General features: G+C 71.6%; 21 protein-coding genes and 1 pseudogene. 10 read left to right on the top strand and 12 right to left on the bottom strand.

All coding sequences use genetic code 11. The features are described 5' to 3' along the window. Nucleotides 1-119: 119 nt before the first annotated feature. Entirely contained in the window at nt 120-1,403 is a 1,284-nt protein-coding gene (gene eno / locus AB0M93_RS09955) for a phosphopyruvate hydratase (protein WP_364270426.1), read from the bottom strand. A 106-nt stretch (nt 1,404-1,509) separates the two neighbouring features. Here eno and AB0M93_RS09950 point away from each other — a divergent pair, with 106 nt between their 5' ends. The 4 genes from AB0M93_RS09950 (at nt 1,510) to AB0M93_RS09935 (ending at nt 6,339) form a co-directional block, all read left to right on the top strand. Next, nucleotides 1,510-1,689, top strand: a complete 180-nt coding sequence (locus AB0M93_RS09950) for a hypothetical protein (protein ID WP_364270423.1) — start codon at nt 1,510-1,512, stop codon at nt 1,687-1,689. A 95-nt stretch (nt 1,690-1,784) separates the two neighbouring features. After that, nucleotides 1,785-4,799: a DEAD/DEAH box helicase gene (locus tag AB0M93_RS09945; protein WP_364270420.1), complete on the top strand. Its 3,015-nt coding sequence runs from the start codon at nt 1,785-1,787 to the stop codon at nt 4,797-4,799. Next, on the top strand, nt 4,792-5,523 hold the full coding sequence (locus AB0M93_RS09940; RefSeq protein ID WP_364270417.1) for a hypothetical protein: 732 nt from the start codon (nt 4,792-4,794) through the stop codon (nt 5,521-5,523). The genes AB0M93_RS09945 and AB0M93_RS09940 overlap by 8 nt, the downstream gene beginning before the upstream one ends. 99 nt (nt 5,524-5,622) lie before the next feature. Then, nucleotides 5,623-6,339, top strand: a complete 717-nt coding sequence (locus tag AB0M93_RS09935) for a hypothetical protein (protein ID WP_364270414.1) — start codon at nt 5,623-5,625, stop codon at nt 6,337-6,339. Nucleotides 6,340-6,788: 449 nt separating this feature from the next. Here AB0M93_RS09935 and AB0M93_RS09930 read toward each other — a convergent pair whose 3' ends face one another. Beyond that, entirely contained in the window at nt 6,789-8,663 is a 1,875-nt protein-coding gene (locus tag AB0M93_RS09930) for a S53 family peptidase (RefSeq protein ID WP_364270411.1), read from the bottom strand. 699 nt (nt 8,664-9,362) lie between these two features. Between AB0M93_RS09930 and AB0M93_RS09925 the strand changes: the two genes are divergently transcribed. Then, a complete protein-coding gene (locus tag AB0M93_RS09925) occupies nt 9,363-10,004 on the top strand; it encodes a M15 family metallopeptidase (protein WP_364270408.1) in 642 nt (213 codons plus the stop codon). A gap of 159 nt (nt 10,005-10,163) precedes the next feature. Here AB0M93_RS09925 and AB0M93_RS09920 read toward each other — a convergent pair whose 3' ends face one another. Continuing rightward, nucleotides 10,164-11,039 carry a fumarylacetoacetate hydrolase family protein gene (locus AB0M93_RS09920; RefSeq protein WP_364270405.1) on the bottom strand — a complete coding sequence of 292 codons (876 nt, stop codon included), beginning with the start codon at nt 11,037-11,039 and terminating at the stop codon, nt 10,164-10,166. 170 nt (nt 11,040-11,209) lie between these two features. Here AB0M93_RS09920 and AB0M93_RS09915 point away from each other — a divergent pair, with 170 nt between their 5' ends. Next, nucleotides 11,210-11,665 (top strand): nuclear transport factor 2 family protein, encoded by a 456-nt coding sequence (locus tag AB0M93_RS09915; RefSeq protein WP_364270404.1) that lies wholly within the window; start codon nt 11,210-11,212, stop codon nt 11,663-11,665. Nucleotides 11,666-11,928: 263 nt separating this feature from the next. Here AB0M93_RS09915 and AB0M93_RS09910 read toward each other — a convergent pair whose 3' ends face one another. The 3 genes from AB0M93_RS09910 to AB0M93_RS09900 form a co-directional block, all read right to left on the bottom strand. Then, nucleotides 11,929-12,192, bottom strand: coding sequence for a hypothetical protein (locus AB0M93_RS09910; protein WP_364270401.1), 264 nt, complete (start codon nt 12,190-12,192; stop codon nt 11,929-11,931). After that, nucleotides 12,189-12,635, bottom strand: coding sequence for a hypothetical protein (locus AB0M93_RS09905; RefSeq protein WP_364270398.1), 447 nt, complete (start codon nt 12,633-12,635; stop codon nt 12,189-12,191). Before AB0M93_RS09905 ends, AB0M93_RS09910 begins: the two co-directional genes overlap by 4 nt. A gap of 227 nt (nt 12,636-12,862) precedes the next feature. Next, the gene (locus AB0M93_RS09900; protein WP_364270396.1) at nt 12,863-14,689 is read right to left on the bottom strand and encodes an RICIN domain-containing protein; all 1,827 of its coding nucleotides are present in this window, start codon (nt 14,687-14,689) and stop codon (nt 12,863-12,865) included. A gap of 393 nt (nt 14,690-15,082) precedes the next feature. On the opposite strand from AB0M93_RS09900, the gene AB0M93_RS09895 reads away from it, so the two are divergent. Continuing rightward, a complete protein-coding gene (locus AB0M93_RS09895; protein ID WP_364270393.1) occupies nt 15,083-16,510 on the top strand; it encodes an endo-1,4-beta-xylanase in 1,428 nt (475 codons plus the stop codon). Nucleotides 16,511-16,550: 40 nt separating this feature from the next. After that, nucleotides 16,551-18,956, top strand: coding sequence for a ricin-type beta-trefoil lectin domain protein (locus tag AB0M93_RS09890; RefSeq protein ID WP_364270390.1), 2,406 nt, complete (start codon nt 16,551-16,553; stop codon nt 18,954-18,956). Nucleotides 18,957-19,007: 51 nt separating this feature from the next. On the opposite strand, the gene AB0M93_RS09885 is transcribed toward AB0M93_RS09890, so the two are convergent. From AB0M93_RS09885 to AB0M93_RS09865, 5 genes are all read right to left on the bottom strand, one after another. Next, entirely contained in the window at nt 19,008-19,433 is a 426-nt protein-coding gene (locus AB0M93_RS09885; protein ID WP_364270387.1) for an ATP-binding protein, read from the bottom strand. 118 nt (nt 19,434-19,551) lie between these two features. Further along, nucleotides 19,552-20,373, bottom strand: coding sequence for a SigB/SigF/SigG family RNA polymerase sigma factor (locus AB0M93_RS09880; protein ID WP_364270384.1), 822 nt, complete (start codon nt 20,371-20,373; stop codon nt 19,552-19,554). Between the two features lie 66 nt (nt 20,374-20,439). Next, nucleotides 20,440-20,871 carry an ATP-binding protein gene (locus tag AB0M93_RS09875; RefSeq protein ID WP_364270381.1) on the bottom strand — a complete coding sequence of 144 codons (432 nt, stop codon included), beginning with the start codon at nt 20,869-20,871 and terminating at the stop codon, nt 20,440-20,442. A gap of 201 nt (nt 20,872-21,072) precedes the next feature. Next, on the bottom strand, nt 21,073-21,870 hold the full coding sequence (locus tag AB0M93_RS09870) for a GAF and ANTAR domain-containing protein (RefSeq protein WP_364270378.1): 798 nt from the start codon (nt 21,868-21,870) through the stop codon (nt 21,073-21,075). 277 nt (nt 21,871-22,147) lie between these two features. After that, nucleotides 22,148-23,017 (bottom strand): class II glutamine amidotransferase, encoded by an 870-nt coding sequence (locus AB0M93_RS09865; protein ID WP_364270375.1) that lies wholly within the window; start codon nt 23,015-23,017, stop codon nt 22,148-22,150. A 201-nt stretch (nt 23,018-23,218) separates the two neighbouring features. On the opposite strand from AB0M93_RS09865, the pseudogene AB0M93_RS09860 reads away from it, so the two are divergent. Further along, nucleotides 23,219-24,460, top strand: a pseudogene (locus AB0M93_RS09860) (FAD-dependent oxidoreductase); the annotation flags it as partial. Here AB0M93_RS09860 and AB0M93_RS09855 read toward each other — a convergent pair. After that, nucleotides 24,348-25,385: a helix-turn-helix domain-containing protein gene (locus AB0M93_RS09855; RefSeq protein WP_364270372.1), complete on the bottom strand. Its 1,038-nt coding sequence runs from the start codon at nt 25,383-25,385 to the stop codon at nt 24,348-24,350. The pseudogene AB0M93_RS09860 and the gene AB0M93_RS09855 sit on opposite strands and share 113 nt — an antisense overlap. Before the next feature lie 125 nt (nt 25,386-25,510). Between AB0M93_RS09855 and AB0M93_RS09850 the strand changes: the two genes are divergently transcribed. Beyond that, complete coding sequence (locus tag AB0M93_RS09850) at nt 25,511-26,167, top strand: DJ-1/PfpI family protein (RefSeq protein WP_364270369.1); 657 nt, start codon at nt 25,511-25,513, stop codon at nt 26,165-26,167.

The raw sequence follows: 26,167 nt of genomic DNA, 5'->3' as shown, positions 1-26,167 counted from the left end.
GGTCCTCCTCGGTTTACAACGTTGTAAAACCCAGACTCGACCACTATCGCTCAAAATCACTCAGAAGGGAACACCCAGCGGCCCGGAGACGGCCGTCCGCCTCCGGGTCGCGGTGGGTGTCAGCGCCGGCCGCTGATCGTGCTCGCGCCGGCGTAGCGCGCCTCGGCGCCGAGCTCTTCTTCGATGCGGATGAGCTGGTTGTACTTGGCGGTGCGGTCGGCGCGCGAGAGCGAGCCGGTCTTGATCTGGCCGCAGTTGGTGGCGACCGCGAGGTCGGCGATCGTGGTGTCCTCGGTTTCGCCGGAGCGGTGGGACATGACCACGGAGTAGCCCGCCTTGTGCGCGGTTTCGACGGTGGTCAGCGTCTCGGTGAGGGTGCCGATCTGGTTGACCTTGACCAGGATCGAGTTCCCGATCCCGCGCTCGATGCCGTCGGTCAGGAGGGTGACGTTGGTGCAGAAGACGTCGTCGCCGACGAGCTGGACCCGGTCGCCGATGGTGTCGGTGAGCTGCTTCCAGCCGGCGTAGTCGTCCTGGGCCAGACCGTCCTCGATGGACACGATGGGGTAGCGCGCGGTGAGCTCGGCGAGGTAGGCGACGTGCTCCTCGACGCTGCGCTTGCGACCTTCGCCGGTGTAGTCGTAGACCTCGCCGGTGTAGAACTCCGACGCGGCCGGGTCGAGCAGCAGGGCGATGTCCTCGCCGGGGGTGTAGCCGGACTGCTCGATGGCCCGCAGCACGAACTCCAGTGCCTCGTCGGCCGAGCTCAGGTGGGGCGCGAACCCGCCTTCGTCGCCGACGTTGGTGCTGTGCCCGGCGTCGTGCAGCGACTTGCGCAGGGTGTGGAACACCTCCGAGCCCATCCGTACCGCGTCGGCGAACGTCTCCGCGCCGACCGGGCCGATCATGAACTCCTGGAAGTCGATCGGGTTGTCCGCGTGCGCGCCGCCGTTGATGATGTTCATCATCGGCATCGGCAGCAGGTGCGCGAACACGCCGCCGGCGTACCGGTACAGCGGCAGCCCGTTGGCGGCCGCGGCCGCCTTGACCACGGCGAGCGACACGCCCAGGGTGGCGTTGGCGCCGAGCCGGGCCTTGTTGGCGGTGCCGTCCAGGTCGATCAGCGTGCGGTCGACGGTCGCCTGGGCTTCGGCGTCCAGGCCCACGATCGCGTCGGCGATCTCGGTGTTGACCGCGTCGACGGCCTTGCGCACGCCCTTGCCGTGGAACCGGGCCTTGTCCCCGTCCCGCAGTTCGACGGCTTCGCGGGTGCCGGTGGAGGCGCCCGAGGGCACCGCGGCCCGGCCGAGCGAGCCGTCCGCCAGTTCGACGTCGACCTCGACGGTCGGGTTCCCGCGGCTGTCCAGCACTTCGCGGCCCTTGACCCGGACGATGGCAGTCATGGCACTCCTCGTGAGTTCGTCGAGCGGGGCGGCGCCACGCTGAGCCGCGAGACGAGGGCGAGGCTAGCAGAATTTCACTGAATCGATCCCGAAGTGTTCGGCGGGAATGACGGCGCACGGCGGACGCGGTCTCGTCGCCGGCGTGCTCGCCGGGCTCGGGGTGCTCGCGCCGGTCGTCGGCCAGGTGATCTCCGACGCGATGTCGTTCCGGACCGTCCAGCCGGCCGCGGTCCCGTTCCTGCTCGTCGCGCTCATCGCCCATGGCGGCACGTCGCGGCCCAGGTGACCGGGCACACCCGAGCTCGACCGGCGCCGCACGCCGCCGCGTCCGCCGTGCGACGATTCGCGGGGAACCCGGATCGGACGAAGGAGCGCCAGACCTTGCCCGTCGTGCACGCTCTGTGGTCGCCGGGGCGGGGTCTGCTGCTCTGGGCCGAGCGTGACCGGGGCCCGGCCGGCACGTCGAGCCGCTCGGCGCGGATCGCCCTTCCGCACCCGTTCGCCGTCTCCAGCGCGGACCTGACCGCCCTGCATCCCGGCAAGCCCACCTCGGCGACGGTGCTGCTCCCGTCGCGGGCGAACCGGCCGCTCGCCTCCACCGAGGCGGCGGCAGGCGGCAACCGGCGTGGCCCGGCGCCGTCATTGCGGCCGTGGTCGGTGCCGGCGTTGATCGTGGACGCCACCGAGCTCGACGACCTCGACGGCTCGGCCTCGTACGGCGCTTCGGTCACCTACCTGCGGGCGGTCGCCCGCCTGGCCGCGGATCTGGTGCGGCGCGGGCGGGTCCTGCCGACGCTCGTCCGCCGGGGCGACACGGCGGAGGCCCGGTGGCGCCCGGTGCTCCAGGGCGTGGATTTCGCCGCGTTCGACGCACTGGTCGCGGCCATGCCGCCGGTCGGGCGGGCCGAGCAGGTCGCGCCGCTCACCGGTGCCTCGCCGCGCGCGCTCGTCACCGATGCCCTCCACACCCTCGTCGACGCGGCCGTCCGTGACCGGCTGGCTCGCGCCGATCTGCCCGTCGACCTGCGGGGGAGCGGGGGAGTGGCCGGGGTGTGGCTGGCCGCGTTGCAGGGCGGCGGTGCCCGCGTCGAGCTGCCGCTGGACGAGCTGGGTGTGCTGGCCGACGCCGTCGCCAAGTGGGACGAGGTCGCCGACACCGACGTCGTCGACGGCCGCGCGTGCTTCCGGCTGGCCGAAGTCGGCACGCTGCGCCAGCCGGACGCGGACGACCCCGACGACCAGACCGGCGACGGCACCAAGTGGCAGCTGCAGTTTCTGCTGCGGGCGACGGCCGATCCGAGCTTGCTGCTGTCGGCGGGGCAGATCTGGTCCGGCGAGGCGAACGGGCTGGTCCGGGACCCGCGGGGGCTGTTCGCCGCCGAGCTGGGCCGGGCCGCGCTGGTGGAACCGGTGCTGGCGCCGGCCGTGCGCAGGACGCAGCCGTCGGAGTACGACCTGACTGTCGAGGAAGCCGAGCAGTTCCTCACCTCGGGCGCGAACCGGCTGGTCGAAGCCGGGTTCGAGGTGCAGCTCCCGGCCACCTGGGACGGCAGGCGGCGGCTCGGGCTGCGGCTGTCGGTCCGCAGCACACCGGCCGAGCAGGTCGTCACCCGCAGCCGGGTCGGCCGCGACGAGCTGGCCGCGTTCCGCTGGTCGATCGCGGTGGGCGACGACGAACTCGGCGAGGAGGAGCTGGCGCGGCTGGTGGCGGCGAAGACGCCGCTGGTGCGGCTGCGGGGGCGGTGGATCAGCGTCGACCCCGACCGGCTCCGCGCCGGGCTCGAATACCTCCGCCGCGACCCGCACCGGCGCCCCACCGCGGCCGAGCTGCTGGAGCTCGTCCAGCTCACGCGGGAGACACCGCTCCCGGTCACCGACGTCCGCGCCGGCGGCTGGGTCGGGGACATCCTGGCCGGGCGGGTCCACCAGACCCTGCGGCCGGTCGCGCTGCCGCCGTCGTTCCGCGCCACGCTGCGCCCGTACCAGCAGCGGGGTGTCTCCTGGCTGGCGTTCATGTCGGCGCTGGGGCTCGGTGCGTGCCTGGCCGACGACATGGGCCTCGGCAAGACCGTCCAGACCCTGGCGCTCGAGGCACTCGAGCGGGCCGACGACGATCGACGGCCGACGCTGGTGCTGTGCCCGATGTCGCTGGTGGGGATGTGGCAGCGAGAAGCGGCGACCTTCGCCCCGGGCCTGCGGGTCCTCGCCCACCACGGCAGCGCCCGCGCGCACGGGGACGCGCTCGCCGGGCAGGTCGCCGCGGCCGACCTCGTCGTCACCACCTACGCCACCGCCACCCGGGACGCCGGCGAACTCGAGACGTTCACCTGGCGGCGCCTGGTGCTCGACGAAGCGCACGCCATCAAGAACGCCGACACCGCGACGGCCAAGGCCGTGCGCCGGTTCACCGCCGGGCACCGGCTCGCGCTGACCGGCACCCCGGTGGAGAACCGGCTGGCGGACCTGTGGTCGGTGCTGGACCTGCTCAACCCGGGACTGCTCGGCAGCCGGTTCGAGTTCCGGCAGCGGTTCGCGGCCCCGATCGAGCGCCGGGGCGACACCGCCACGGCCGCCGCGTTGCGCCGGCTCACCCAGCCGTACCTGCTGCGCCGGGTGAAGACCGACCCCGCGATCGTCCCCGAGCTGCCGGAGAAGATCGAAATCCGGCAGGAGTACCGGCTCACCCGCGAACAGGGCACGCTGTACCGCGCGGTCGTCGACGAGATGATGACGAAGATCGAGAACAGCCAGGGCATCAAGCGCCGCGGCAACGTCCTCGCCGCGATCACGAAGCTCAAGCAGGTCTGCAACCACCCCGCGCACCTGTTGCACGACGGCTCCCCGCTCGGGCAGCGCTCCGGCAAGGTCAGCCGCCTCGAAGAGGTCCTGGCGGAGATCCTGGCCGCGGGCGACCGGGTGCTGTGCTTCACGCAGTACACCGAGTTCGGCCACCTGCTCGTGCCCCACCTGACCGACCGGCTCGGCACCGAAGTCGCGTTCCTGCACGGTGGCTTGGCAAAAGGGGCGCGCGACGCGATCGTGGACCGGTTCCAGGCCGGCGACGGGCCGCGGATCCTGTTGCTCTCGCTCAAAGCGGGCGGCTCCGGGCTCACCCTGACCGCGGCGAGCCAGGTCCTGCACCTGGACCGCTGGTGGAACCCGGCCGTGGAGAACCAGGCCACCGACCGGGCGTTCCGCATCGGGCAGGGACGCAACGTCCAGGTCCGGAAGTTCGTCTGCCCGGGCACCATCGAGGACCGCATCGACACCCTGATCACCCGGAAACGCGCGCTGGCCGGAATGGTCGTCGGCGAGGGCGAAGGGTGGCTCACCGGACTGTCCACGGACACGCTGCGCGGGGTGCTCGCGCTGGGGGAGGAGGCGATCGATGACTGAACCGCTCCCGTGGTGGCCGACCCGGTTCATCCGGGCGCTGACGGCGATCGGCGTCCTCCTGCCCGCGCCGGGCCGGGGAAGCGTCGTGTCGCTGGAAATCGGGGCCGGGCGCGTCGACGCCGAGGTGCGGGACGGCGGGCCGCACCGGGTGCGGATCGGGCTGACGGCGTTCGGGAAAGCGGACTGGGCGGTGATCACCCGTGCGCTCGCCGCGAAGGCGTCCCTCACGGTCCTGCTGCTCGGCGGCGAGCTGCCCCGTGACGTCGAGGAGACCTTCAAGGCGCTCAGGCTGCCGTTGTTCCCGTCGTCGGCGCGGGAGGTCTCGCTCGACTGCACCTGCCCGGACGCCGAGGTGCCCTGCGGTCACCTGAACGCGGTGTTCTCCGCGCTCGTGGAGCGGGTCGCCGACGATCCGTTCACCATCCTCGCGCTGCGCGGCCGGGACCGCGAAGCGCTGCTCGAGGAACTCAAGAACCGGCTCATCTCGGCCGAGCCGCTCGATCCCGGCGACGGGACCCCGGCCCTGGCCGAGGCCATGGACACCTACTTCGACGGCGGCCAAGCCCCGGGCCTGGACGGCGCGGCGCCGTTGCACGGCCCGCGAACGGCGCCCGGCGCGCTGCTGGACCAGGCCCCGCCGTTCGCGATCACGGTGGGCGGCGAAGACGTCGCCGAGTTGCTCCGGCCGGTGTACCGGGCACTCGCCGGAGAACCCGGCACGTAGCTCCGGCCGGCGTGATCGGCGGTGGTTCACGGGGGCCGCTAGGCTGGCGCCTCGAACGACCAGGGGCCGGTCCGCGGCCGTGCGCGAGGAGCCGCTGCCATGTCAGCCGATCGGCCCGAGGCCCGTACCCGTCATCCGCGTCACCAGCGCCGCGGTGAGGCGCGGCTGCCGGCCTCCGTCGCGACGCTCGTGGCCATCGCCCTCTACCTGGCGCTGCCGGAACAGCTGCTGGTCGCTCCGCGGTTCCTGGTGCCCGCGCTGGAGATCGTGCTGCTGGTCTCGCTGATCGCGATCAACCCGCGGCGGGTCACCCGGCAGACCCGGCTTTCCCGGACGCTGTCCCTGGCGCTGGTCGTGGTCATCGGCGTCACCAACCTGGGTGCGCTGGCGCTGCTCATCCACGACCTGGTCGCCGGGGCGGCCGACAGCGGCCAGGCCCTGCTGCTGGGGGCGCTGCAGGTGTGGCTGACCAACGTGATCGCGTTCGGCCTGGCCTACTGGGAGCTGGACCGCGGCGGCCCGGTGAAGCGCACCCAGGCCGCGCGCTCCGACCTCCCGCTGGCCGACTTCCGGTTCTCGCAGGACGAGAACGGCGACACCGTCGAGGAGGTCGCCGCGGGCGCCAGCGTCAACTCCGACTGGGTGCCGACCCTGGTGGACTACCTGTACGTCTCGGTGACCAACTCGACGGCGTTCAGCCCCACCGACACGATGCCGCTGTCGTCGCGGGCGAAGGCGCTGATGGCGGTGCAGAGCGTCGCGGCGTTGCTGACCTCGCTGCTGGTCATCGCCCGCGCGGTCAGCGTGCTCAAGTAACGGCCGGAAATGGCCACTCTCTTAAAGCGCGGTTGATGTCCGTGAATTGCGGGCTTTGCCTTTCGGGGGCGGTTTGCCCGGATTCTTACGCTCATCGTGACCGTGGCCGCCATGACGACCGGCGTGGTTTCGGCCGCGCAGGCGGTTCCCGCGCCCGCCGCGCGGCCCAGTCCCGCGGCCGCGGCGAAGCCCGGTGATTTCGGGCCGGAGGCGGTGAAATCCGCGGACGTCGTCGTCGACGGCTGGGGTGACGCGCAGGGCGTCGCCGCCACCGAAGGAAAGCGAGCAGGATGCCCGACACCAGCGAGCTCCGTCCATTCGGGCCACACCAGCTCAATTGGAGAGCGCGCCGGATACTGCGGAAAGTCCGCCGAGAAGGCCGCACCGGGCTGCTGGCCTTCTCGGCGGTTTCGTCGCGGGCACGCGGCTCGGGCACCACGATCCACGTCCTACGGCCGACGGCGGAAGGAGTCGATCAGTTCCCGGGTCGGGGAGCCGAGGCCGGTGACCGTGTTGTAGCCGGGGGCGTAGACCAGGTTCGAGTCCGCGTACTGCGCCGGGGTGATCAAGTCGACGAACCCGCGGTGCTCGACCGCGAACGCCACCGTCTGCGGTGTCCCCGCCGGATTGTCGCCGATGGCGTGGTAGGCCGACCGGGGCCGGGCGTAGAAGGCCGGGTTCGCGAAGCCGAGGAGACCGTGTTCCTGGACCAGGAGTGCCTCGAGCCCCGCGAAGGCGGGGGAGGACAGGCTGGTCCCACCCCCGTTGCCCACCTTGTAGGACAGGCTGCCGTCGAGGTTGTAGTCGGTTTCGCCGACGAGCAGGCACAGGTCAGGATCCGCCAGGGCGGCGACGTCGGGCACCGTGCGCATCGGCGGTGACCCGGCGAACGACGCGGGCACGACACCCCGCTGGTAGAACGGCTGCGGGAACACGGTGCTGGTCCCGCCGCCGGAGGCCTTTCCCTGGTAGCCGGGCGGGGCCGGATCCCACGACTTGCCGTCGTCGGAGAGGGACGTTTCGTCGGTCGCCCAGCCGACCTCCCACAGGTGGGTGTTGCCGGGCCCGATGGCGAGGGTGGTGCCGCCCACCGCCGTCACCCACGGGCTGGACGCCGGGTACTCGACGGTTCGGGTGCCGTCTTCGCTGCTGCCGCCGGAGTCGCCGCTGGCGAAGGTGAACGTGATGCCCTCGACCGCAGCCTCCTGGAACGCGCGTTCGTACGCGGTGATGGCGTCCGGGGCGTAGCCGGGGGTGCTGCCGACGATGATCGATCCCGATACGACGTCGGCCAGGTGCCGGTCGACGATCTGCACGATCGAGTCCAGCACGTCGTCGCCGTAGCGGGCCGGCGAACCGACCACGAAAGCGATGTTCGCCTCGGGCGCGATCGCGTGCGCGGCCTGGACGTCCATGGCGAACTCGCCACTGGCTTCCTCGGGGCGGGCGTCGGCCGGGACGTAGGCGGTGAACTGGCCCGGGGCGAACGCCGGCTCGCCGTGCTCGGTCGCGAAGCGATCGGCGTCGGGCAGGGCGTTGATCTCGTTGCCGATGCTGACGATCCCGATCGTCACGCCCTTGCCGGTGAGCCCGGTCCCGGTGATCCCGTAGGCGTCGCGCACCTGACGCGGCGTGTACCCGCACGGCGCCCATTGCACGGGGTGCCCGTAGGCGGGCGGGAGGTCCGTGGCCGGGGTGTCGCCGTAGTGGTCCGGGCAGGGGCTGGTGGGTGCCGCGGCCCGGGCCGCGGTGCGTGACCGGGTCCCGGGAGGCGGCCCGGACGGACGGGAGCCGGTCGCGACGGTGAGCCCGGTGACGGTCAGGACGTCCCGGCCCACCGCCGCGGGCACCGTGATCGGGTCCACCGCCGCCCGGAACGCGATGTGCTGGTAGGTGTAGTCGTGGAAGCGGGTGCCGAACGCCTCGGCCGCCTGCGCGACCGTGCCGCGGGCGACGACGGCCCGGGAGCCGGCGCTGACGATCGTCATGCCGGTCCCGCGGAGCCAGTCGCCGACCGCGTCGATGCGGTCCTGGGCCGGCCCGAAGCGGTCGCGTGTCTCCTCGGGGCTCAGGTAGTGCCCGTAGCGGGGATCACGCGGGTCGGACACCGCGCGTGCGTAGCCGGCGAGCCGCCGGGTGTCACCCGCGAGGAACACCTGGGCGGTGACCTGGGCCGCCGGATCGGCCGGCCCGGTGTCGGTCCCCTCCGGGACCACATGCGAGGTCCGCGTGCCTTCCAGACCGGGGACGGGTATGCGCGCCGGTTCGCCGGCGAACGCCGGCGCGGCGGGCATGATCCCGGTCGCGATGAGGAGGCTCACCACCAAGGTGACGCTCTGTCGTGGTCTCCGCACCGGCTTCCGCCGAGCCTGGGGCAGCTTCGCGAACTCTTCGAAGGGCACATCAAGTCAGACGCCGGGACCCCGGCCGGCTGTGGCACCGCTGCCGGAAACTCCGGCGAATCCCGTTCGGCACGCCCGTTTTCGCAGGCCCCGGCGAGACGCCGGAAGGTTGTCGCTTTTGGACCCGCGAAGTGACGTTTCGGGCAGGGCTGAATCGTTTTCGGGCCCGTTGACGCGGTTCGGTCGCCGCTGGCACGGTCGGCCTGGCACGAGTGGATCACCCGGCTGGGGGACGGCAGCGGTGACAATTTTGGCGCTCGTCGTAACTTCGGTGGGTTTCCGGGGAAGGCGGAAAACTGCATGGCGAGCAACGAAAGCCTGCCGTGGCGCAGCACGGCGTGCCGGTCGCCCATGAGGTGATGCGCCCCCTCACCTGACTCACCCACGCCGGCGGACAAGCCGGTCTTCGCGTCGCCGGTACTGCTCTGGTGCCGGTGACAGCCACTCGGCAGGGCCGTCCGACGGTCGACCTCGGACGCGGCCCGCAGCGCCGTTCGGTACGTCCGAGGTGGCTCGGCTGCGGCGGCAGTTCCCTCCGCCGCAGGAAATTCGAGAGAAAGCGAACCATTCGCAACGAATCCGAGAACCAGAGTTCTTGCTGTCATCACGTTCACGCTGTCGGTGGTCCTGGCCGGAGCCACGCAGGCGCCGGCCGCCACGGCCCAGACCGTGGAGGTCGCCGCGCCGGCCGGGAGCGGGCAGGCACCCTACGTCGCGATCATCACGCCGGTCACCGCGGCGCGGCTCGCGTCCAGCTGGCACGAAGGCTGCCCCGTCGGTCCCGACCAGCCGCGGCTGGTGAGCCTGAACTTCGTCGGCTTCGACGGTGCGGTGCACCGGGGCGAGCTGGTCGTCAACGCCGACCGGGCGGCCGAGGTCGCGCGCGTCTTCGCCGACCTGTACTTCGGCCGGTTCCCCATCGAGCGGATGGAGACGGTGGAGAAGTACGACTCCGACGACGACGCGTCGATGGCGGCGAACAACACCTCGGCGTTCAACTGCCGCGCGATCACCGGCGGCACCGCCTGGTCCAACCACTCCTACGGGCGGGCCATCGACATCAACACCGTGCAGAACCCGTACATCTCCGGCAGCGGCGCGGTCTACCCGCCCAACGGCGCGCCCTACGTCGACCGCACGCAGACCACGCCGGGCATGATCCACGCGGGCGACGTCACCGAGCACGCGTTCACCTCCCGCGGCTGGACCTGGGGCGGCTCGTGGGACACCCCGATCGACTACCAGCACTTCGAGAAGCCCTGAACCGGCAGGTGTAGTTCTGCCGAAGCCGGAGTCGCTTCGGTGGCCTAGTCAGGACGGCCCGGCCGGTGATCCCGGCCGGGCGGTCCGGCCGCGGTAATTGTCGAATTCGAAATCGAAACGGAGCATGACCCCGCCGGGCGACCCGCGTCCGGCGCGCGTTCAGCGGGCCGCCAGCACCCGGCGCACCTCGTCCGCCCCCAGCACCACGGGGGAGCGCAGCGATCCGACCTCGCCGATCTCGATCTCGACGACGTCTTCCGGCCGCAGCCCGAGATCGAGTCCCGGCACGACCGACGTGCCCGTCGAGAGCACGGCGCCGTCGGGGAAGTCGTTGTCCCGCCACAGGTATTCGACCAGCCCGGCCGGTTCGCGGTTGAGCTGAGCGGTACTGGCTTCGCCGGCGAACACCTCGTGACCGTCCCGCAGGATGCGCATGCGGAGCTCGAGCGACAGCGGGTCCGGCACCTCCCACGCCGGCCGCACCCGCGCCGACACCGCGCACGAACCGGTGTAGATCTTGGCCTGCGGGAGGTACAGCGGGTTCTCGCCTTCGATGCTGCGGGAGCTGACGTCGTCGACCACCGCGTACCCGGCGATTTCCCCGCCGCTCGTCAGCAGCAGGCCCAGTTCCGGCTCCGGCACGTTGTTGGCGGAGTCGGCGCGGACGGCGATCGGCTCGTCGTCGGTGACCACGCGCCAAGCGGCCGACTTGAAGAACAGCTCCGGCCGTTCCGCGCGGTACACCCGTGCGTAGACGTCCTCGTCGGCGCTCTCCTCGCGGCGGGCCTCCTCGGACCGCAGATACGTCACCCCGGCGGCCCACACCTCCATCCGCCCGTCCAGCGGCGGCAGCAGGCGCGCTCCGGCTGAGGGGACGGGCTCCCCGGCGGCCTCGGCCAGCTCGCGGATCTCCGCCACGGGCCGGCGCAGCAGGTCGCTCATCGACGCCACCGCGAGCGGCCGCAGCTGCTCGTCGGCGAGCAGGCCGATCCGGACGTTGCCGGTCGCGTCGGCGAATCGCACCAGGTGGCTCAATCCGGACCTCCTCGTTCGGTACCGAACCTACGGAGTCCGGACCACGACGGTCAACGAGTGCTGCGGGGATCGGCTTGAAATCGGAGTGCGTAGTCCGTATCGTGCAAACGGGGCGGCCGTTCCGTCTGAGCTCCGTCAGTCCACCGATGAACGTCAGGTTGGAGACAAGCGTGACCGAACAGACCAAGACCTCCGCGCGGGAAGTCGTCGAGCGGTTCCTCGCCGCGGCCGTCGACCCGGCCGGCGCCGGCCTGGCCGACCTGTACGGCGACTCGGTCGTCATCGAGATGCCGTTCGCGCCGCCCGGGTTCCCGCAGCGCAGCGAGACCAGCGCCGAGGAGCTGCGGGCCCGGTTCGAGGCGGGCGCCGGTGCCCGCGAGTACGAGAAGGTCGACGGCGTGCTGATCCACGAAACCCGGGATCCCGAGGTCGTCGTGGTCGAGTACGACATCCACGGCAAGGTCGTCGCGACCGGAGACCGGTTCGTGCTGCACTACATCTGCGTGATGACCGTCCGGGACGGCAAGATCGTGCACTCCCGCGACCACACCGACCCGATCACCGGCGCCCGGGCGCTCGGCATGCTGCCCAAGCTGGTCGAAATCCTGGCCCAGGAAGGCAAATAGCTTCCCGGAGGCCGTCATCGGTGACGCTCCGGCAACGCCCGGGCACCGGTAATCGGGGTGCGCGGCCGGGGCCGGACGGGCTCTACCGGCAGCCCGCGTGCGGCTGAAAGTGGCTGGCGCTTCAGCCGGTGACGGTCGCGGCACCGCTCGCTGCAGAGTCCCAAGCCGAGCAGCGGTCGCGGATCGTCGGCTCCGTCGCCTGCTCGGCGGTTCCGGGTGTATCCGCGGCCGGCGATCAGTCGCGCCCCTGAAGGCGCACTCGGCTACTCCGGTACCGGGCGGGAGCCGACCGCGCGGGCGGCCAGCAGCCCGCCGATCCCGGGGACGAAAGCGCGCAGCCAGACCTGGGTGCGGCCGCCGGCCAGGAGGACCGCCGTGATGATCGTGGCCGTGTAGGCCAGACCGTGCACGGGTCCGAGGACGCCGGAGATCGTGCGGTGGTGGACGGTCACCAGGTTGAGCAGCAGGAGTGCCAGCGTGCCGAGTTCGACCGAACCGAGGACGTGCAGGGTGCGGCGCGGGTTCACCGGCCGACCCCGGTCGTCGAGCCGGGCCGGACGATCATGAGCACGACCACCGCCGCCCACAGCAGGTTGAACAGCCCGGTGGACATCGCCAGGCGGCGGTCCGGGTCGCCGGTGCCGAGCACCCGTTGCTGGCCGGGCAGGATCAGGCCGATCAGCAGCGCGGCGGCGGCCGCGGTCAGCACCATCGAGACGATCAGCCAGGTTTCGCCGAGCACGCCGAGGGCGGCTCCGGTGGCGATGCCGAAGACCGGCACGAAGATCCCGATGACCGCGTAGACGCGGGTGATCCGGTGCAGCACACCGGGAACGGCGCTCTTGCGGGGGTCGTCCGGCGTCAGGTGGGCGGCGCGGGCGGCGGGCGGGAACATGCTCGCGGCCACCGCGACCGGCCCCACGGCCAGGATCGCGGCCAGCACGTGCACGGACAGCAGGAAGGCCTTCACGCGCCCGTCCGTTCCCCGGTGCCGCCGGGGCGCCCCGGCGGAGGAGTCCACGTCGACGGGGCCGGCCCGTCGAAGAGCACGAACTGGGCTTGCGGGTGGGGCACGGGTGATCCTTTCGCCGGAGGTGATCACCCGCCATGCTGCGCACTCCCGCTGTCCCCGGCAACCGGCTGCCGAGACAGAAGCCGCCTGGATCTCGCCACGCCGGTCGCCGGCGGGGCGAGCGGTCAGCCGACCAGGAAGTCCTGGTTCGTGCCCGGTGCGTCCTTGCACGGCCACTGGTCCAGCTGCTGTCCCGCGCTGCTGCCGCCGCTGGGCACGTCCAGGCACAACCCGCTGTGCTGGTTGCGGAATTCGTACGAGCCGTCGGACTGGGGGACCGGCTGCCAGAGGTTGCCGGTGGCGGTGTCCGGGGGCTGCTGGACGATGTCCGGCGTGCCTTGGGCGGTGGACCCGCCCGACACCGCCACGTCCTGGCCGGAGTTCTGCGCCCGCAGTTCGCCGTAGCCGCCGCTGCCCGGCACGAACTGGAATTGCTGGTTGGCCTGTCCGTTGCAGGTCCACTGGTCGATCGCCGCGCCCGCGGCCGAGGTGTTGCCGTAGACGTCGAGGCACAGGTTGTCGTGGGCGGCGACGAGCCGGTGGTAGCCGGCGGGGAACCCGCCGCCGGAACCCGATCCGGGGGTCAGGTAGACGGCGAACGCGTCGTGCGACGCCTGGAACGTGAGCGGCACGGTGATCGAGGCGCCCGCGGCGACGTTCTGGTTGTACACCACCTGCGGTGCGGTCAACGGCGCCTGGTCGGGGATGCGGTGCACCGTGACGTTCACGCTGCCGTTGTTCGCCAGCCAGGGCACCGACGCCAAGCCGCTGAAGGTCACGGACGCGGCGCCGGTGTACCCGTTGGAGTCACCGATGATCGCCACCGCACGCCTGGCGGTGGCGTCCTCGGCCGCCGAGATCGCCGTCGAGCCGACCTGGCCGGCGGTGTCGACCAGCGTTCCGGTGAGGTCGGCGTAGTCGCGCATCACCCACCAGTTGCCGGTCGGCTGCCAGGTCCCGCCGCTCTGCGTGAGGATCCCGGTGAGGTTCGGCGTGACGCAGCAGACCCAGTTGCCGCGCATCGCGTTGGTGTAGCGGGATTGCGCGAACCGCGCGAGGTACCACGCGGTCACCCCGGCGCTCTGCCGGTCGGCGGGCTGGTACTCGTTCGACGACAGCGGCAGCGGGCCGATCCCCGCCGCGGTCAGGTCGCCGGTGAGCGTGTTCCCGACGCTGACCGGGTCGTCGACGTCGCCTTCGTTGTGGTTGGTGATCATGTCGGGCACGGTCCCGGCCGCCTTGACGTGGGCGAGCCACGTCTGCCACTCGCCGGGACTGCGCTGGGGCGTGAACCCGAACGACGGCCCGACGATCTGCGCGCCGGGCGCGATGCGGCGGATCTCCCGGTAGGCGGTGTCCCACATCTGGAAGTACTGGGGGCTGTTCACCCCCCGCTTCCAGAACACCGAGATGTCCGGCTCGTTGTCGATGTCGTAGGCGAACTTCAGCCCGGACGCCTGCAGCGCGCCCACGGTGGCGTCGATGAACTTCAGCCAGTTCGAGCAGTCGCCGTTGTCGCACGGGTACACCGTGTTCGACGGCTGCCCGCCGTTGAGGCCGTAGATGTCGGTGACCAGCACCTGGTACTGCGCGTGGTAGGGCGGCCGGGTGAGCCGCTTGGCCTGCGCGATGATCGAGTCGAGGTCGGCGCGGGTCGCGGCGCCGTTCTGGTAGCCGTCCCGGATCCAGCCGCCGGAGAACCAGCCGCCGCCGCGGAAAGCGTTGATGTCCAACGGCTGGAGCAGCGAGTCGGCCGGCTGGCTGCCGTCCTGGGTGATGCCGTAGAGGAAGCCTTCCCCCACACCGGTCGCCGGTCCACGCGTCGCGGAAAGGTTCACCGACAACGCCTCGCCGGCCGCGTGGCCGGTGGCCGGGGTGAGCAGCGACCAGGTCAGCACCAGCGCCGCACCCACCGCCGGCCACAGCCGGCCGCGCCGGGTTCTCGTACTCATGGGTCCTCCTGCGTGGGACGCGACCACCGGATCGAACCGGTTCGACCGGCAAGCTCGGGCGGACGTTACGTCGTGCGCCGGGACCGGTCAACTGGCGGATCGCGGAAAACCGCGCTGCCGCAGGACTTCGCCTGGACGCCGAGGTAAGTTTCACCCGGCGCCGGACCGGCGGGCTTTCCGCGGAGGAGGAACCGGTTCGACGCGGGGCGGTTCCGCCCGTGCACCTTTCACGGTCCCTTGACACCGATCGCCGCCGGGGAGTTACCTGACTCAGCGATCACGCCGGGATCGGCCGCCCACGACCGCATCCGGCCCTGTGCCCGCACCCCTGCTCATCGCCGCCTTCCGCACGGCGCCACCCGCAGAGATGTCCACGACGCCATCGGAGGTCGCATGCGCCCCACCACCCGCACGCTCGCCGTCGCACTGGCGCTCGCCGTCGCGCCGCTGGCCGCGGCACCGCCCGCCGACGCGGCCTCGACCCTGCGTGCGCTGGCCGAGGCCCAGCACAAGTACATCGGCACCGAGCTGACCGGCAACATGGTGAACAACGCGACGATCACCTCGCTCGCCGGCACCCAGTTCGACATGGTGACCCCGGGCAACGAGATGAAGTGGGACACCACCGAGCCCGGCAACGGTTCCTACAACTTCGGTCCCGGCGACAGAGTCGTGTCCTTCGCGCAGTCGCACAACATGCGCGTGCGCGGGCACAACCTGGTTTGGCACGCCCAGCTGCCCGGGTGGGTGAACAGCCTGCCGCGCACCCAGGTCCAGGGCGCGATGGAAGCCCACATCACCACCGAGGTGAACCACTACAAGGGCAAGATCTACGCCTGGGACGTGATCAACGAACCCTTCAACGAGGACGGCAGCCTGCGCCAGGACGCCTTCACCAGCGCGATGGGCACCGGCTACCTCGCCGACGCGATCCGCACCGCGCACAACGCGGACCCGAACGCCGTGCTGTACATCAACGACTACAACATCGAAGGCCAGAACGCCAAGAGCAACGCTCTGTACAGTCTCGCGCAATCCATGCTGTCCCAAGGCGTTCCGCTCGGCGGCATCGGCCTGGAAAGCCATTTCATCGTCGGCCAGGTGCCCTCGTCCATGCTGGCGAACATGCAGCGCTTCGCGGCGCTGGGACTGGATGTCGCCGTCACCGAGCTCGACGACCGCATCCAGCTGCCCGCCTCCAGCAGCAGCCTTCAGCAGCAGGCCAACGACTACGCCACCGTGGTGAAGGACTGCCTCGCGGTCACCCGCTGCCCCGGCGTCTCGCAGTGGGGCGTCGGCGACGCCGATTCCTGGATTCCCGGGACCTTCCCCGGCTACGGCGCCGCGAGCATGTACGACAACAACTACCAGCCCAAGCCCGCCTACAACGCCACCGCGACGGCGCTGGGCGGCCCGCCGCCCACCGGCGGCGGGACCGGGCCGGTGCACGCCGTGGGCGCGGGCAAGTGCCTGGACGTGCCGAACTCGACCACCACGGCCGGCACGCAGCTGCAGATCCGGGACTGCTCGGGCGGGGCGAACCAGACCTTCACCCACGACTCGTCGGGCGCGCTCAGCGTGTACAACGGCGGCGACTGCCTCGACGCCAGCGGGAAGGGCACGAGCCCTGGCACCAAGGTGATCATCTGGCCCTGCAACGGCCAGGCCAACCAGCAGTGGACCGTCAACGCCGACGGGACGGTCACCGGCGCGCAGTCCGGGCTCTGCCTGGACGTCACCGGAGCCGCCACCGCCAACGGCACCCTCGTCGAACTGTGGACCTGCACCGGCCGGAGCAACCAGCAATGGACGCTCGGCTAGCCGCGTAACCACCCCGTCCCTGCCGGGAAAGGAACTCTTCATGTCAAGGTTCAGCGGGCTGGCCCGGGGCTGGCGGGCGGCGGCGGTCATGGCCGGCTGCCTCGCCCTGGCCACCGGTGGTGTCGTGGCCTTCGCGGCCGCACCGGCCGAAGCCGCGACTTCGATCACGATCAACGGCTCTTCGGGCGGGCGCACCTTCGATGGCGTGGGGGCGATCAGCGGCGGTGGCGGCAACTCCCGCCTGCTGATCGACTACCCGGAGCCGGAGCGCGGCCAGATCCTGGACTACCTGTTCAAGCCCGGCTACGGCGCTTCGGTGCAGATCCTCAAGATCGAGATCGGCGGAGACACCAACTCCACCTCCGGCGCGGAGCCGAGCGTCGAGCACACGCGGGGGAGTGTCAACTGCGACGTCGGCTACGAGTTCTGGCTCGCGGAGCAGGCGAAGGCCCGCAACCCGAACATCAAGCTCTACGGGCTGGCCTGGGGAGCGCCCGGCTGGATCGGTGGCGGCAACTTCTGGTCCACCGACACGATCGGCTACCTGACGACCTGGCTGGGCTGCGCGAAGCAGCACAACCTGGCGATCGACTACCTCGGCGGCTGGAACGAGCGCGGTTACAACGTCGGCTGGTACGAGAACCTGCGTTCCTCACTCAACTCCAACGGCTATTCGGCGGTGAAGATCGTCGGCGCCGACTCCGACTGGTCGATCGCCAACGACGTCAACTCGAACTCCGCTTTCGCTTCGGCCATCAGCATCATCGGTGCGCACTACCCGTGCGGCTACCGCTCGGCCCAGTCGAACTGCAGCGTCCCGTCGGCCGCCACTTCGTCCGGTAAACCGTTGTGGGCCAGCGAAAACGGCTCGGACGACTACAACGGCGGCGCGCAGGCGATGGCCCGCGGCCTCAACCGCGGGTACATCGACGGGAAGATGACCGCCTACCTCAACTGGCCGATCGTCGCCGCGATCACCCCGAACCTGCCGTGGCCGACCATGGGTGTCGCGCTGGCCGCACAGCCGTGGTCCGGCCATTACTCGATCGGCAAGAACGCCTGGGTGATGGCCCAGACGAGCCAGTTCACCGCGCCCGGCTGGAAGTACCTCGACAGCTCCAGCGGCTACCTCGGCGGCAACCGGAACAACGGCAGTTACGTCTCGCTGAAGTCGCCGGACAACACCGACTACAGCACGGTCATCGAAACGATCGACGCGGGCGGGCCGCAGGCGCTGAACTTCACCGCGACCGGTGGCCTGTCGACGGGCGCCGTGCACGTGTGGGCCACCAACGTCAACTCCGGCAACTCGGCCGACTACTTCGTGCACACCACCGACCTCACCCCGGCCGGCGGCAGCTACAGCCTGACCGTGCAGCCCGGTTACGTCTACACGCTCACCACCACGACCGGGCAGGGCAAGGGCACTGCGGCCGGCCCGGCGTCGGGCGCACTGAGCCTGCCCTACAACGACTCCTTCGACAGCGACGCCACCGGCACCGAGGCGAAGTACCTTCAGGACTGGCAGGGTTCCTTCGAGGTGGCGGCCTGTGGCGGCGGCCGCTCGGGCCAGTGCGTGCGGCAGATGAGCGCGCAGGCGCCGATCACCTGGGACCCGCTCACCGACCCGCACACGCTGCTCGGCGAGCTCGGCTGGAGCAACTACACCGTTTCCTCCGACGTCCTGCTCGAAAAGTCCGGCTACGCCGAGCTGATCGGGCGTGCCGGCAGCCAGAGCTACACCGGAGCCGCCGGGCTCAACGCCTACCACCTGCGCGTGAGCGACACCGGCAACTGGTCGATCCTGAGCTCGAACACCAACGGCACGGTCTCCACCATCGCGCACGGCACGATCGCGGCGCTGGGCACCAACCGGTGGCACACCCTCGCGCTCACCTTCTCCGGCAGCACCATCACCGCCGTCGTCGACGGCGCGACCGCCGGTTCGGCGAACGATTCCACCTGGGGCGCCGGCCAGATCGGCTACGCCACCAGCCAGGGCGAGACGGCGCAGTTCGACAACCTGTCCATCACCCCGGGCAGCGGCGGGAACGGCGGCACGACGTCGACGGTCGTCGGCGCCGGTTCGGGCCGCTGCCTGGACGTGCCCAACGCTTCGCAGACGTCGGGCACCCAGGTGGAACTGTGGGACTGCAACGGCGGCGCCAACCAGCAGTGGACCTCGACCGCCGCCGGCGAGCTGCGGGTCTACGGCAGCGCCTGCCTCGACGCCAGCGGGCAGGGCACCACCCCCGGCACCAAGGCGATCATCTGGACCTGCACCGGCGGCGGCAACCAGAAGTGGACGCTCAGGTCCGACGGCACGATCGTCGGCACTCAGTCCGGCCTGTGCCTGGACGCGATCGGGAACGGCACCGGCAACGGAACGCTGATCGACCTCGCCACCTGCAGCGGCGGCAGCAACCAGAAGTGGACGCGGAACTGATGACCGGGTGATGCCGTGGCCTCCGCCGGTTCGGCCGGCGGAGGCCACGGCTCAGCGCGCGTGTCCGGGTGCGGTGGGGCTGAGGTCGAGTTCGGCCCACACGGTCTTGCCGGTGGGCCGCTGCCACTGACCCCAGGACACGCTTGTGGCGGCCACCAGCTTGAGCCCGTGGCCGCCGCTGGGGGAGGGCGGCCGCGGGCACGCGGGATCGATGCAGGTGTCGTCGACCTCGACCGAGAGCCAGTCGCGTTTGCGCAGCAGGCGGACCTGGCGGGGCGGGCTCCCGTGCCGGAGCGCGTTCGACGTCAGCTCGTCGACCACCATGAGCGCGTCGACCCGCTGGTCCTCGGGCAAGTCCTGCAGCAGGTGGTCCGCCCAGGCTCGCACCCTGGCCAGCTCGGCGAGGTCGTCGGCGACTTCGAGCGCGATCACGCGCAGCGAGTCGTCCAGCCGGGTCGTCCGCTGTTCGGTGGGCATCGAAGCAGGCCCTTCCTGTCCGCGACTCCGCGTTCGGTACGCGGAGTCGATCGTGGACAGTGGTTACCCGGTTGCCGAGGCGGTGAACCTGCCGGCCGCAGCGACCTCGGCCGTCTCGTCACTCGGCGTCGATGTGCTGCCGCAGTTTTTCGAGGGACCTGGCCAGCAGCCGGGAGACGTGCATCTGCGAAATGCCGACCCGCTGGGCGATCTGGCTTTGGGTGAGCTCGTCGACGAAGCGCATCTTGACGATGGCGCGTTCCCGGGGCTCCAAGGTGGCCATGGCCGCGCGCAGGGCGATGTGGTTCTCGAACCGCTCGAAGCCGCTGTCGTCCTCGGCGAGCTGGTCGGCGACGGTCAGGTTGTCCTCGGCTCCCCGGGTGGGGGTGTCGATGGAGCCGGCACGGTAGGCGTGGGCGGCGAGCAGTCCTTCGCGGACGGTCTCGACGGCCATGTCGAGGTGGCGGGCGAGCTCGCTGGGCGTGGGAGCCCGGCCCAGCTCGTGGGCCAGGACGTCGCTTTCCTTGGCCAGCTTCTGCTTCAGGTCCTTCAGCGCCCGCGGAACGCGCATCGACCAGCCGGCGTCGCGAAAGTGCCGTCGCACCTCGCCCATGATGGTCGGCACGGCGAAGGACACGAAGTCGCTGCCGCGGTCGGCGTCGTAGCGATCGACGGCGTGGATCAGCCCCGTCCGCGCCACCTGCAGCAGGTCTTCGAAAGGTTCGCCGCGGCCGGTGAACCGGCGCGCGATGTGCTCGGCGAGCGGCAGGTGCTCGGTGATCAGCCGTGCGCGGAGAGCGGTCCGGCGAGGGTCTTCGGCGGCCAGGCGGCTGCGTTCGTCGAACAGGGGCACGCAGTGGGCGTATTCGTTCGACCGTCGCGGCGTCGGGACGGTCAGCGCGTCGTTCGCCGGCGCGTGGTCGGGAGCACAGACAGTCATAGAGACCGGGTACCCCTGATCGTGTGAATTACACGAGCGGCTTCGCGAGCGGGGTTTCGGCGGAGCTCACGGCTGATCCGGACCGCCGGGGCAGAGGTCGAGGGGGACCAGCGCCCAGACGGTTTTGCCGTGGGCGTCGGTGCGGACACCCCAGTCCAGCGAAAGCTGGCCGATCAACCGCAGCCCGAACCCGGCCGGCCGGAGCCGGACGGCGCCCGCGACGGCGTCGCGGTCGCTGACTTCGATCAACACGGTCGAGGGCGTCCGGCCGACCCGCAGCAGCCGTGGTGCCGTCGAATGGCGGTAGGCGTTGCCGACGAGCTCGTCGAGCACCAGCAGCACCGCGCCGAACCGATCGTCGGGGGGCGCGGTGAGCACCAGCTCGGCCTGGATCGCCGCTCGCACGGAGCGCAGATCCGGCCGGCCGGTGAGATCGACCGTCGCGCCACCGCTCCCGTCGGTGACGCTGGTGTCTTCGGTGTTGTTGCTGAGATTCACGCCGCCTGCTTCCCTCCGGTCCACCGCACGGCATTCGGTGCACGGTGGGCATCGGATGGGCGTCCGATCGGGGGAACCGCCGTCGAGTTGCCGGGACGGCGATTGGCCGGCCCGCCGCAGGGTAAGCGGACCGGGCTCACTCCTTCGCGCCCCCAGGGTGCGCGGTGCTCTCCGCCGGTCAAGCAGCGGCCGGCGGAGAGCTCAGCGGGTGGGCACGTCGATCTCGGTGTGGCGGTCGGCGAGCGTCCGGGCGAGGTCGGCGAGCTTGACGTTGAGGTCCTGGGAGGTCCGCCGCAGGACGTCGAAGGCGGCGTCCGCGGAGACCCCGCGCCGCGCCATGATGATGCCCTTGGCCTGGCCGATCACGTCCCGGCTGTCGATGGCCTTGCGCAGGTGGGCGGCCTTCAGTTCCGCGCGCGTGACGGCGTCGGTGGCGGCCAGGGCGAGGGACGCGTGGGTGGCCAGCAGCAGCAGGACGTCGCGATCGGCGGCGTCCAGACCGTGGCGGGAGCGGGAGTAGACGTTGAGCGCGCCGCGGGACTCGGCGCTGGGTGGCCCGCTGATCAGCGCGGTGGAGAGCACGGAGCCCATCCCGAGCTGCGTGGCGGCCGGTGCCCAGCGGGGCCAGCGTGGCTCGGCGGTCAGGTCCGGGGCGATCGCCACGGCCGGGCCGCCGGGTTCGGCGGCTTCGACGCAGGGGCCTTCCTGGAACCGGTACTGCAGCCGGTCGAGTTCGGTGGCGACCTCGTCGGTTTCGGCGGGGGTGTGGAAGTGGCCGCCGGTGCCGAGCAGGGTGAAGCTGGCGAGGTCGGCGGCCGGGACCATCACCGTGGTGGCTTCGAGCACGCGTTGCAGGATGTCTTCCACCGTGGGGGCGGCGAGCAGGGTGCGGGTCAGCTCGGCGAACTGCCGGGCCAGCGGCCCTGGCGCGAGCGGCCGGGACTCGAAGTCGGCGACGAACTCCGCTTTGTCGCGCTGCCAGTCCTGGTCACTGCTCATGCCGGTCTCCCCGAGTTGCCGCGGAAGACGGCTGCCTTCTCAACCATCGCGACGACCAACGTAGTCCGCCGGGACGCCCGGCCGCTACGAGCCCTTCACACTTGCGGGACGCAACGAACGGGAGCCGAGAGCAATTCGGGTTTCAGCGCACGAAAGCGGGGTAACGGGACCGTAGATCCGGATCTCCCGTACGGGCTCCTTCGGGTCTAGACCCTGCCGGGTCTAAACCCAGGCCCGGCAGGGTCGCCGTTGTGTCCGGCCGGCGCCACGGTCTTCCTCACCGGCCTTGCTGGGACGCGGCGGCGTGGGCGCCGAGGTCGTCGAGGGTCAGCAGGTGCTTCGGCGGGTGTTCCAGGACGGTCCGGCGGGTGACGACCCGGTCGGCGCCGACGTGCAGCAGCTGCCCGGGTGACAGGTTCTGCCAGCCGGGGTCCTCGTCCATCCGTTCGCTGGCGACGACGACGGCGCCGTGGCGGGCCAGCGGGCCGGACCGGGCGCGGATGCGGCCGGCGGCGCTGGAGTGCTTGAGGTGGCGGTCGCCGTGCGGGCCACCGGGGGAGCGGTGCAGGACGAACAGGTCGTGGGTGCCGGGATAGCGCAGCGCCCAGAGTTCGGCCGGCGTGGTCAGGACGAGGTTGAGCGCGTAGATCGGCAGATGCTCGGCGGCCCAGCGGGCGGCGGCGGTGATGCCCGCGCCGACGTCGCCGTCGTGGGCGTCGGTTTCCTTGGTGACGAGGGCGAAGAACCGTTCGGAGTCGGTGTCGCCTTCGACGAGGCCGCGGTAGCTGCCGAGCCGGTTCTCCAGCGTGGGCAGGTCCCCGATGACGCCGTTGTGGGCGAAGAGGCGGTCGTGCTGGACGAAGGGGTGGGTGTTGGCGGCCTCGAGACCGCCGGTGGAGGCGTAGCGGATGTGGGCCAGGAACGTCGTCGATTCGCGCTGCTTGGCCTCGTACGCGAACTTCTCGTCGGCGTAGGCAGCCAGCGGCTGTTTCGACACGTGCGGCTTCCCGTCGGCGTCGAAGGTCCCCAGGCCGGTTCCGTCGGGTTCGCGCCGGCTCTGCGCGGCGAGGCTGTCGGGGGCCTCGAGGAGCCAGAAGGTGGCGTGCACCCGCTGCGGCGCGGCGGACAACCCGAACAGACGACACATCCCAGCACCCTTCCCGTCGGCCTGCCATCGGCGGATACCCGCGAGGCGCCCGTCGAAGCCTTCGACGGTCGAGGCGAAGCGGAACCGGGTGCGGAGCGATCCGCACCGAAAGCGATGGGCCGCCACCGGCTCGTTCCGCCGGAATGATGTTCTCCCCTGATCGGTTCGGTCGTACGGGACAGCACCGGAGGGGGAGCGGCAATGGAGCGGACGACGTGTTGCATCGTGGGCGGGGGGCCGGCCGGGATGATGCTCGGGCTGCTGCTGGCCCGGGCCGGAGTGGACGTCACCGTGCTGGAAAAGCACGGGGACTTCCGGCACGACTTCCGCGGGGACACCGTCCACCCCGCGACGCTCGACGTGCTCGACGATCTCGGTCTGGGGGAGCGGTTCGAGCAGCTGCCGCAGTCGCGGGTCACCGAGGTGCTCCTGCCGGACGGCGGCGGTGGGCTGCGGCGGATCGGCGACTTCGGGCAGCTGCGCCGGCTCGGTGTCCGGCATCCCTATGTGGCGATCGTGCCCCAGTGGGACCTGCTCGACCTCCTGGCCGAAGCCGGGCGGGCCGAGCCGGCGTTCCACCTCCGGATGGCCACCGAAGCGACGTCGCTGGTCCGGGAGCGTGGCCGGGTCGCCGGGGTCGCCTACCGCACGGCGTCCGGCGCCGTCGGTGAGATCCGGGCCGACCTGACGGTCGCCTGCGATGGACGGCGCTCGGTGCTGCGGGGGGCGTCCGGGCTGCCGGTGGCCGAGTTCGACGTCCCGTTCGACACGTGGTGGTTCCGGCTCTCCCGGCGGCAGGAGGAGCAGGACGGGGTGTTGACCCGGCGAGCCGGACGGGGTTGTTTCGCGGTGGTCATCCCGCGGGAGGGTTACTTCCAGATCGGGTACGTCGCGGCGAAGGGCACGGACGCGCAGCTGCGGGCCCGCGGGATCGAGGCGTTCCGGGACGAGGTCGCCGGGCTGCTCCCGGAGTGCGCGGACCGGGTCGGGGTACTGGGATCGATGGACGACGTCAAGCACCTCGAAGTGCGGCTCGACCGGCTGCGCCGCTGGCACGTCGAGGGGCTGCTGTGCCTCGGCGACGCCGCCCACGCGATGTCGCCGGTGGGCGGGATGGGGATCAACCTGGCCGTCCAGGACGCCGTGGCCGCCGCCGGCCTGCTGGCCGGGCCGCTCCGCCGCGGGGTGGTGACGGCGAAGGACCTCGCCCGGGTGCGGAAGCGCCGCGCCCTGCCGACGCTCCTGGTGCAGACCTTGCAGCGGATCATGCACCGGGACTTCGCCGGGCCCATCCGGTCGGGCGGACCGGCCGGTCCGCCGGGCCCGTTCATCACGGCGTTCCTGCGGCTCCCGGCCTTGCACGTCTTCCCGGCGTACCTCGTCGGCGTGGGCTTCCGGCGGGAACGGGCCCCGGCGTTCGCTCGCCGCGAGCCGGCCGGAAGGTCTTCCGGTACGCACCCGGGTTGACCCCGACGGTCTGGGTGAACTGGGTGCGGAAGTTGCTCGGCGACGGGAACCCGACCTGCGCCGCGATGCGCTCGACGGTGTGGTCGGTGATCTCGAGGAGCTCTTGGGCGTGCCGGACGCGCACGCCGGTGAGCCACTGGATCGGGCTCTGCCCGGTTTCCGCGTGGAAGTGCCGGGCGAGGGTGCGGCTGCTCATCCCGGCCGCGGCCGCGATGTCCGCGAGGGTCAGCGGGCGGTGGGCGTTCTCCTCGATCCAGGCCAGCGCCTTCTCCAGCGTCGCGGTCTGGTAGGTCGGGCGGTTGCGGAGGATGTACTGGCCCTGCCCGCCGGTGCGCTGCAGGGGCGCGACGGCCAGGCGGGCCGCATCGGCGGCGACGGCGACGCCGTAGTCGCGCTCGACGATGTGCAGGCACATGTCGAGGCCGGCCGACGCGCCCGCCGACGTCAGGATCTGCCCGTTGTCGGTGAACAGGGCGTCCGCGTCGACGTGGACGGCCGGGTGGCGGCGGGCGAACTCGTCGGTGGCGAGCCAGTGCGTGGTCGCCCGCTGCCCGTCGAGCAGGCCGAACTCGGCGAGGATCAGCGCGCCGACGCAGATCGACGCCACCCGCGTGCCCCTGGCCACGGCCGCCCGCAGGGCTTCGCCGACCGCGGGCGGCGCCGCCCGGGCGGGATCGTTGCGGCCGGGGACGATGACCAGGTCCGCCCGGTCCACCTCGGCCAGCCCGGCACCGACGCCGATCCGCAGCGGACCGGCCTCGACGACCGGGTCCGGGCCGGCCACGACGATCCGGTAGCCCGGGCGCCCGTCCGGCAGCCGGACCCGCCCGAGTACCTCGACCGGAGTGGCCAGATCGAACGCGATCACGTCGTCGAGGGCGAGCACCACAACCGTGTACATACCGGGAAAAGTACCGCAGAGGCGGTCTGGCGAGATCCAGGTGCCTTCTGTCGTGATAGCCACTGGGCGGCCACGCGGGAAGTGCGGAGCATGGCAGGTGATCATCCCCGGCGAAAGGATCGGCCATGCCCCGCTCGCGAGCCCAGTTCGTGCTCTTCGACGGCTTCGACCCGCTCGACGCCGTGGCGCCGTACGAGGTCCTGGCGGCCGGGAGCGGCTTCCTGGGCGGCGCGCTCGACATCGCGTTCGTGTCGGCCGAAGGTCCCCGGGACGTCGTCTCCGGCATTCCCGGCATCACCCTCAGCGCCACCGCCGAGCTGGACCCGTCCGCCCCCGGCTACGTCGTGGTCCCCGGCGCGTCCGCCCCGGCCGACGGCGACCCCGGCGAAGTCGACACCATCCCGGCGCTGCTTGCTCGGTTCGCGACCGGCGCCGCCCCGCTCCTGCGCGAGTGCCTGGACAACGATGCCGTCACCGTCGCGACGGTCTGCGGCGGATCGCTCGCGCTGGCCATGGCCGGGCTGCTGGCGGGCCGCACGGCGACCACGCACGTCCTCGGCATCGAACCCCTCGCGGCGGCCGGCGTCACCGCCATCCGCGCCCGCGTCGTCGACGACGGCGACCTCGTCACGGCCGGCGGCGTCACTTCCGGCCTCGACCTGGGGCTCTACCTGCTCGAACGCGACTTCGGGCCGCGGGTCGCGCACGCGGTCGAGGAGCTGTTCGAGTACGAACGCCGGGGCACCCCTTGGAAGAACAGCGGGCTCACCGCCGCGAGATGA

It is taken from the genome of Amycolatopsis sp. NPDC051102, from assembly GCF_040682815.1.
GTDB lineage: Bacteria > Actinomycetota > Actinomycetes > Mycobacteriales > Pseudonocardiaceae > Amycolatopsis.
The sequence above is the reverse complement of the archived record's forward strand: the minus strand, read 5'-3'. Positions and strand labels throughout refer to the sequence as shown.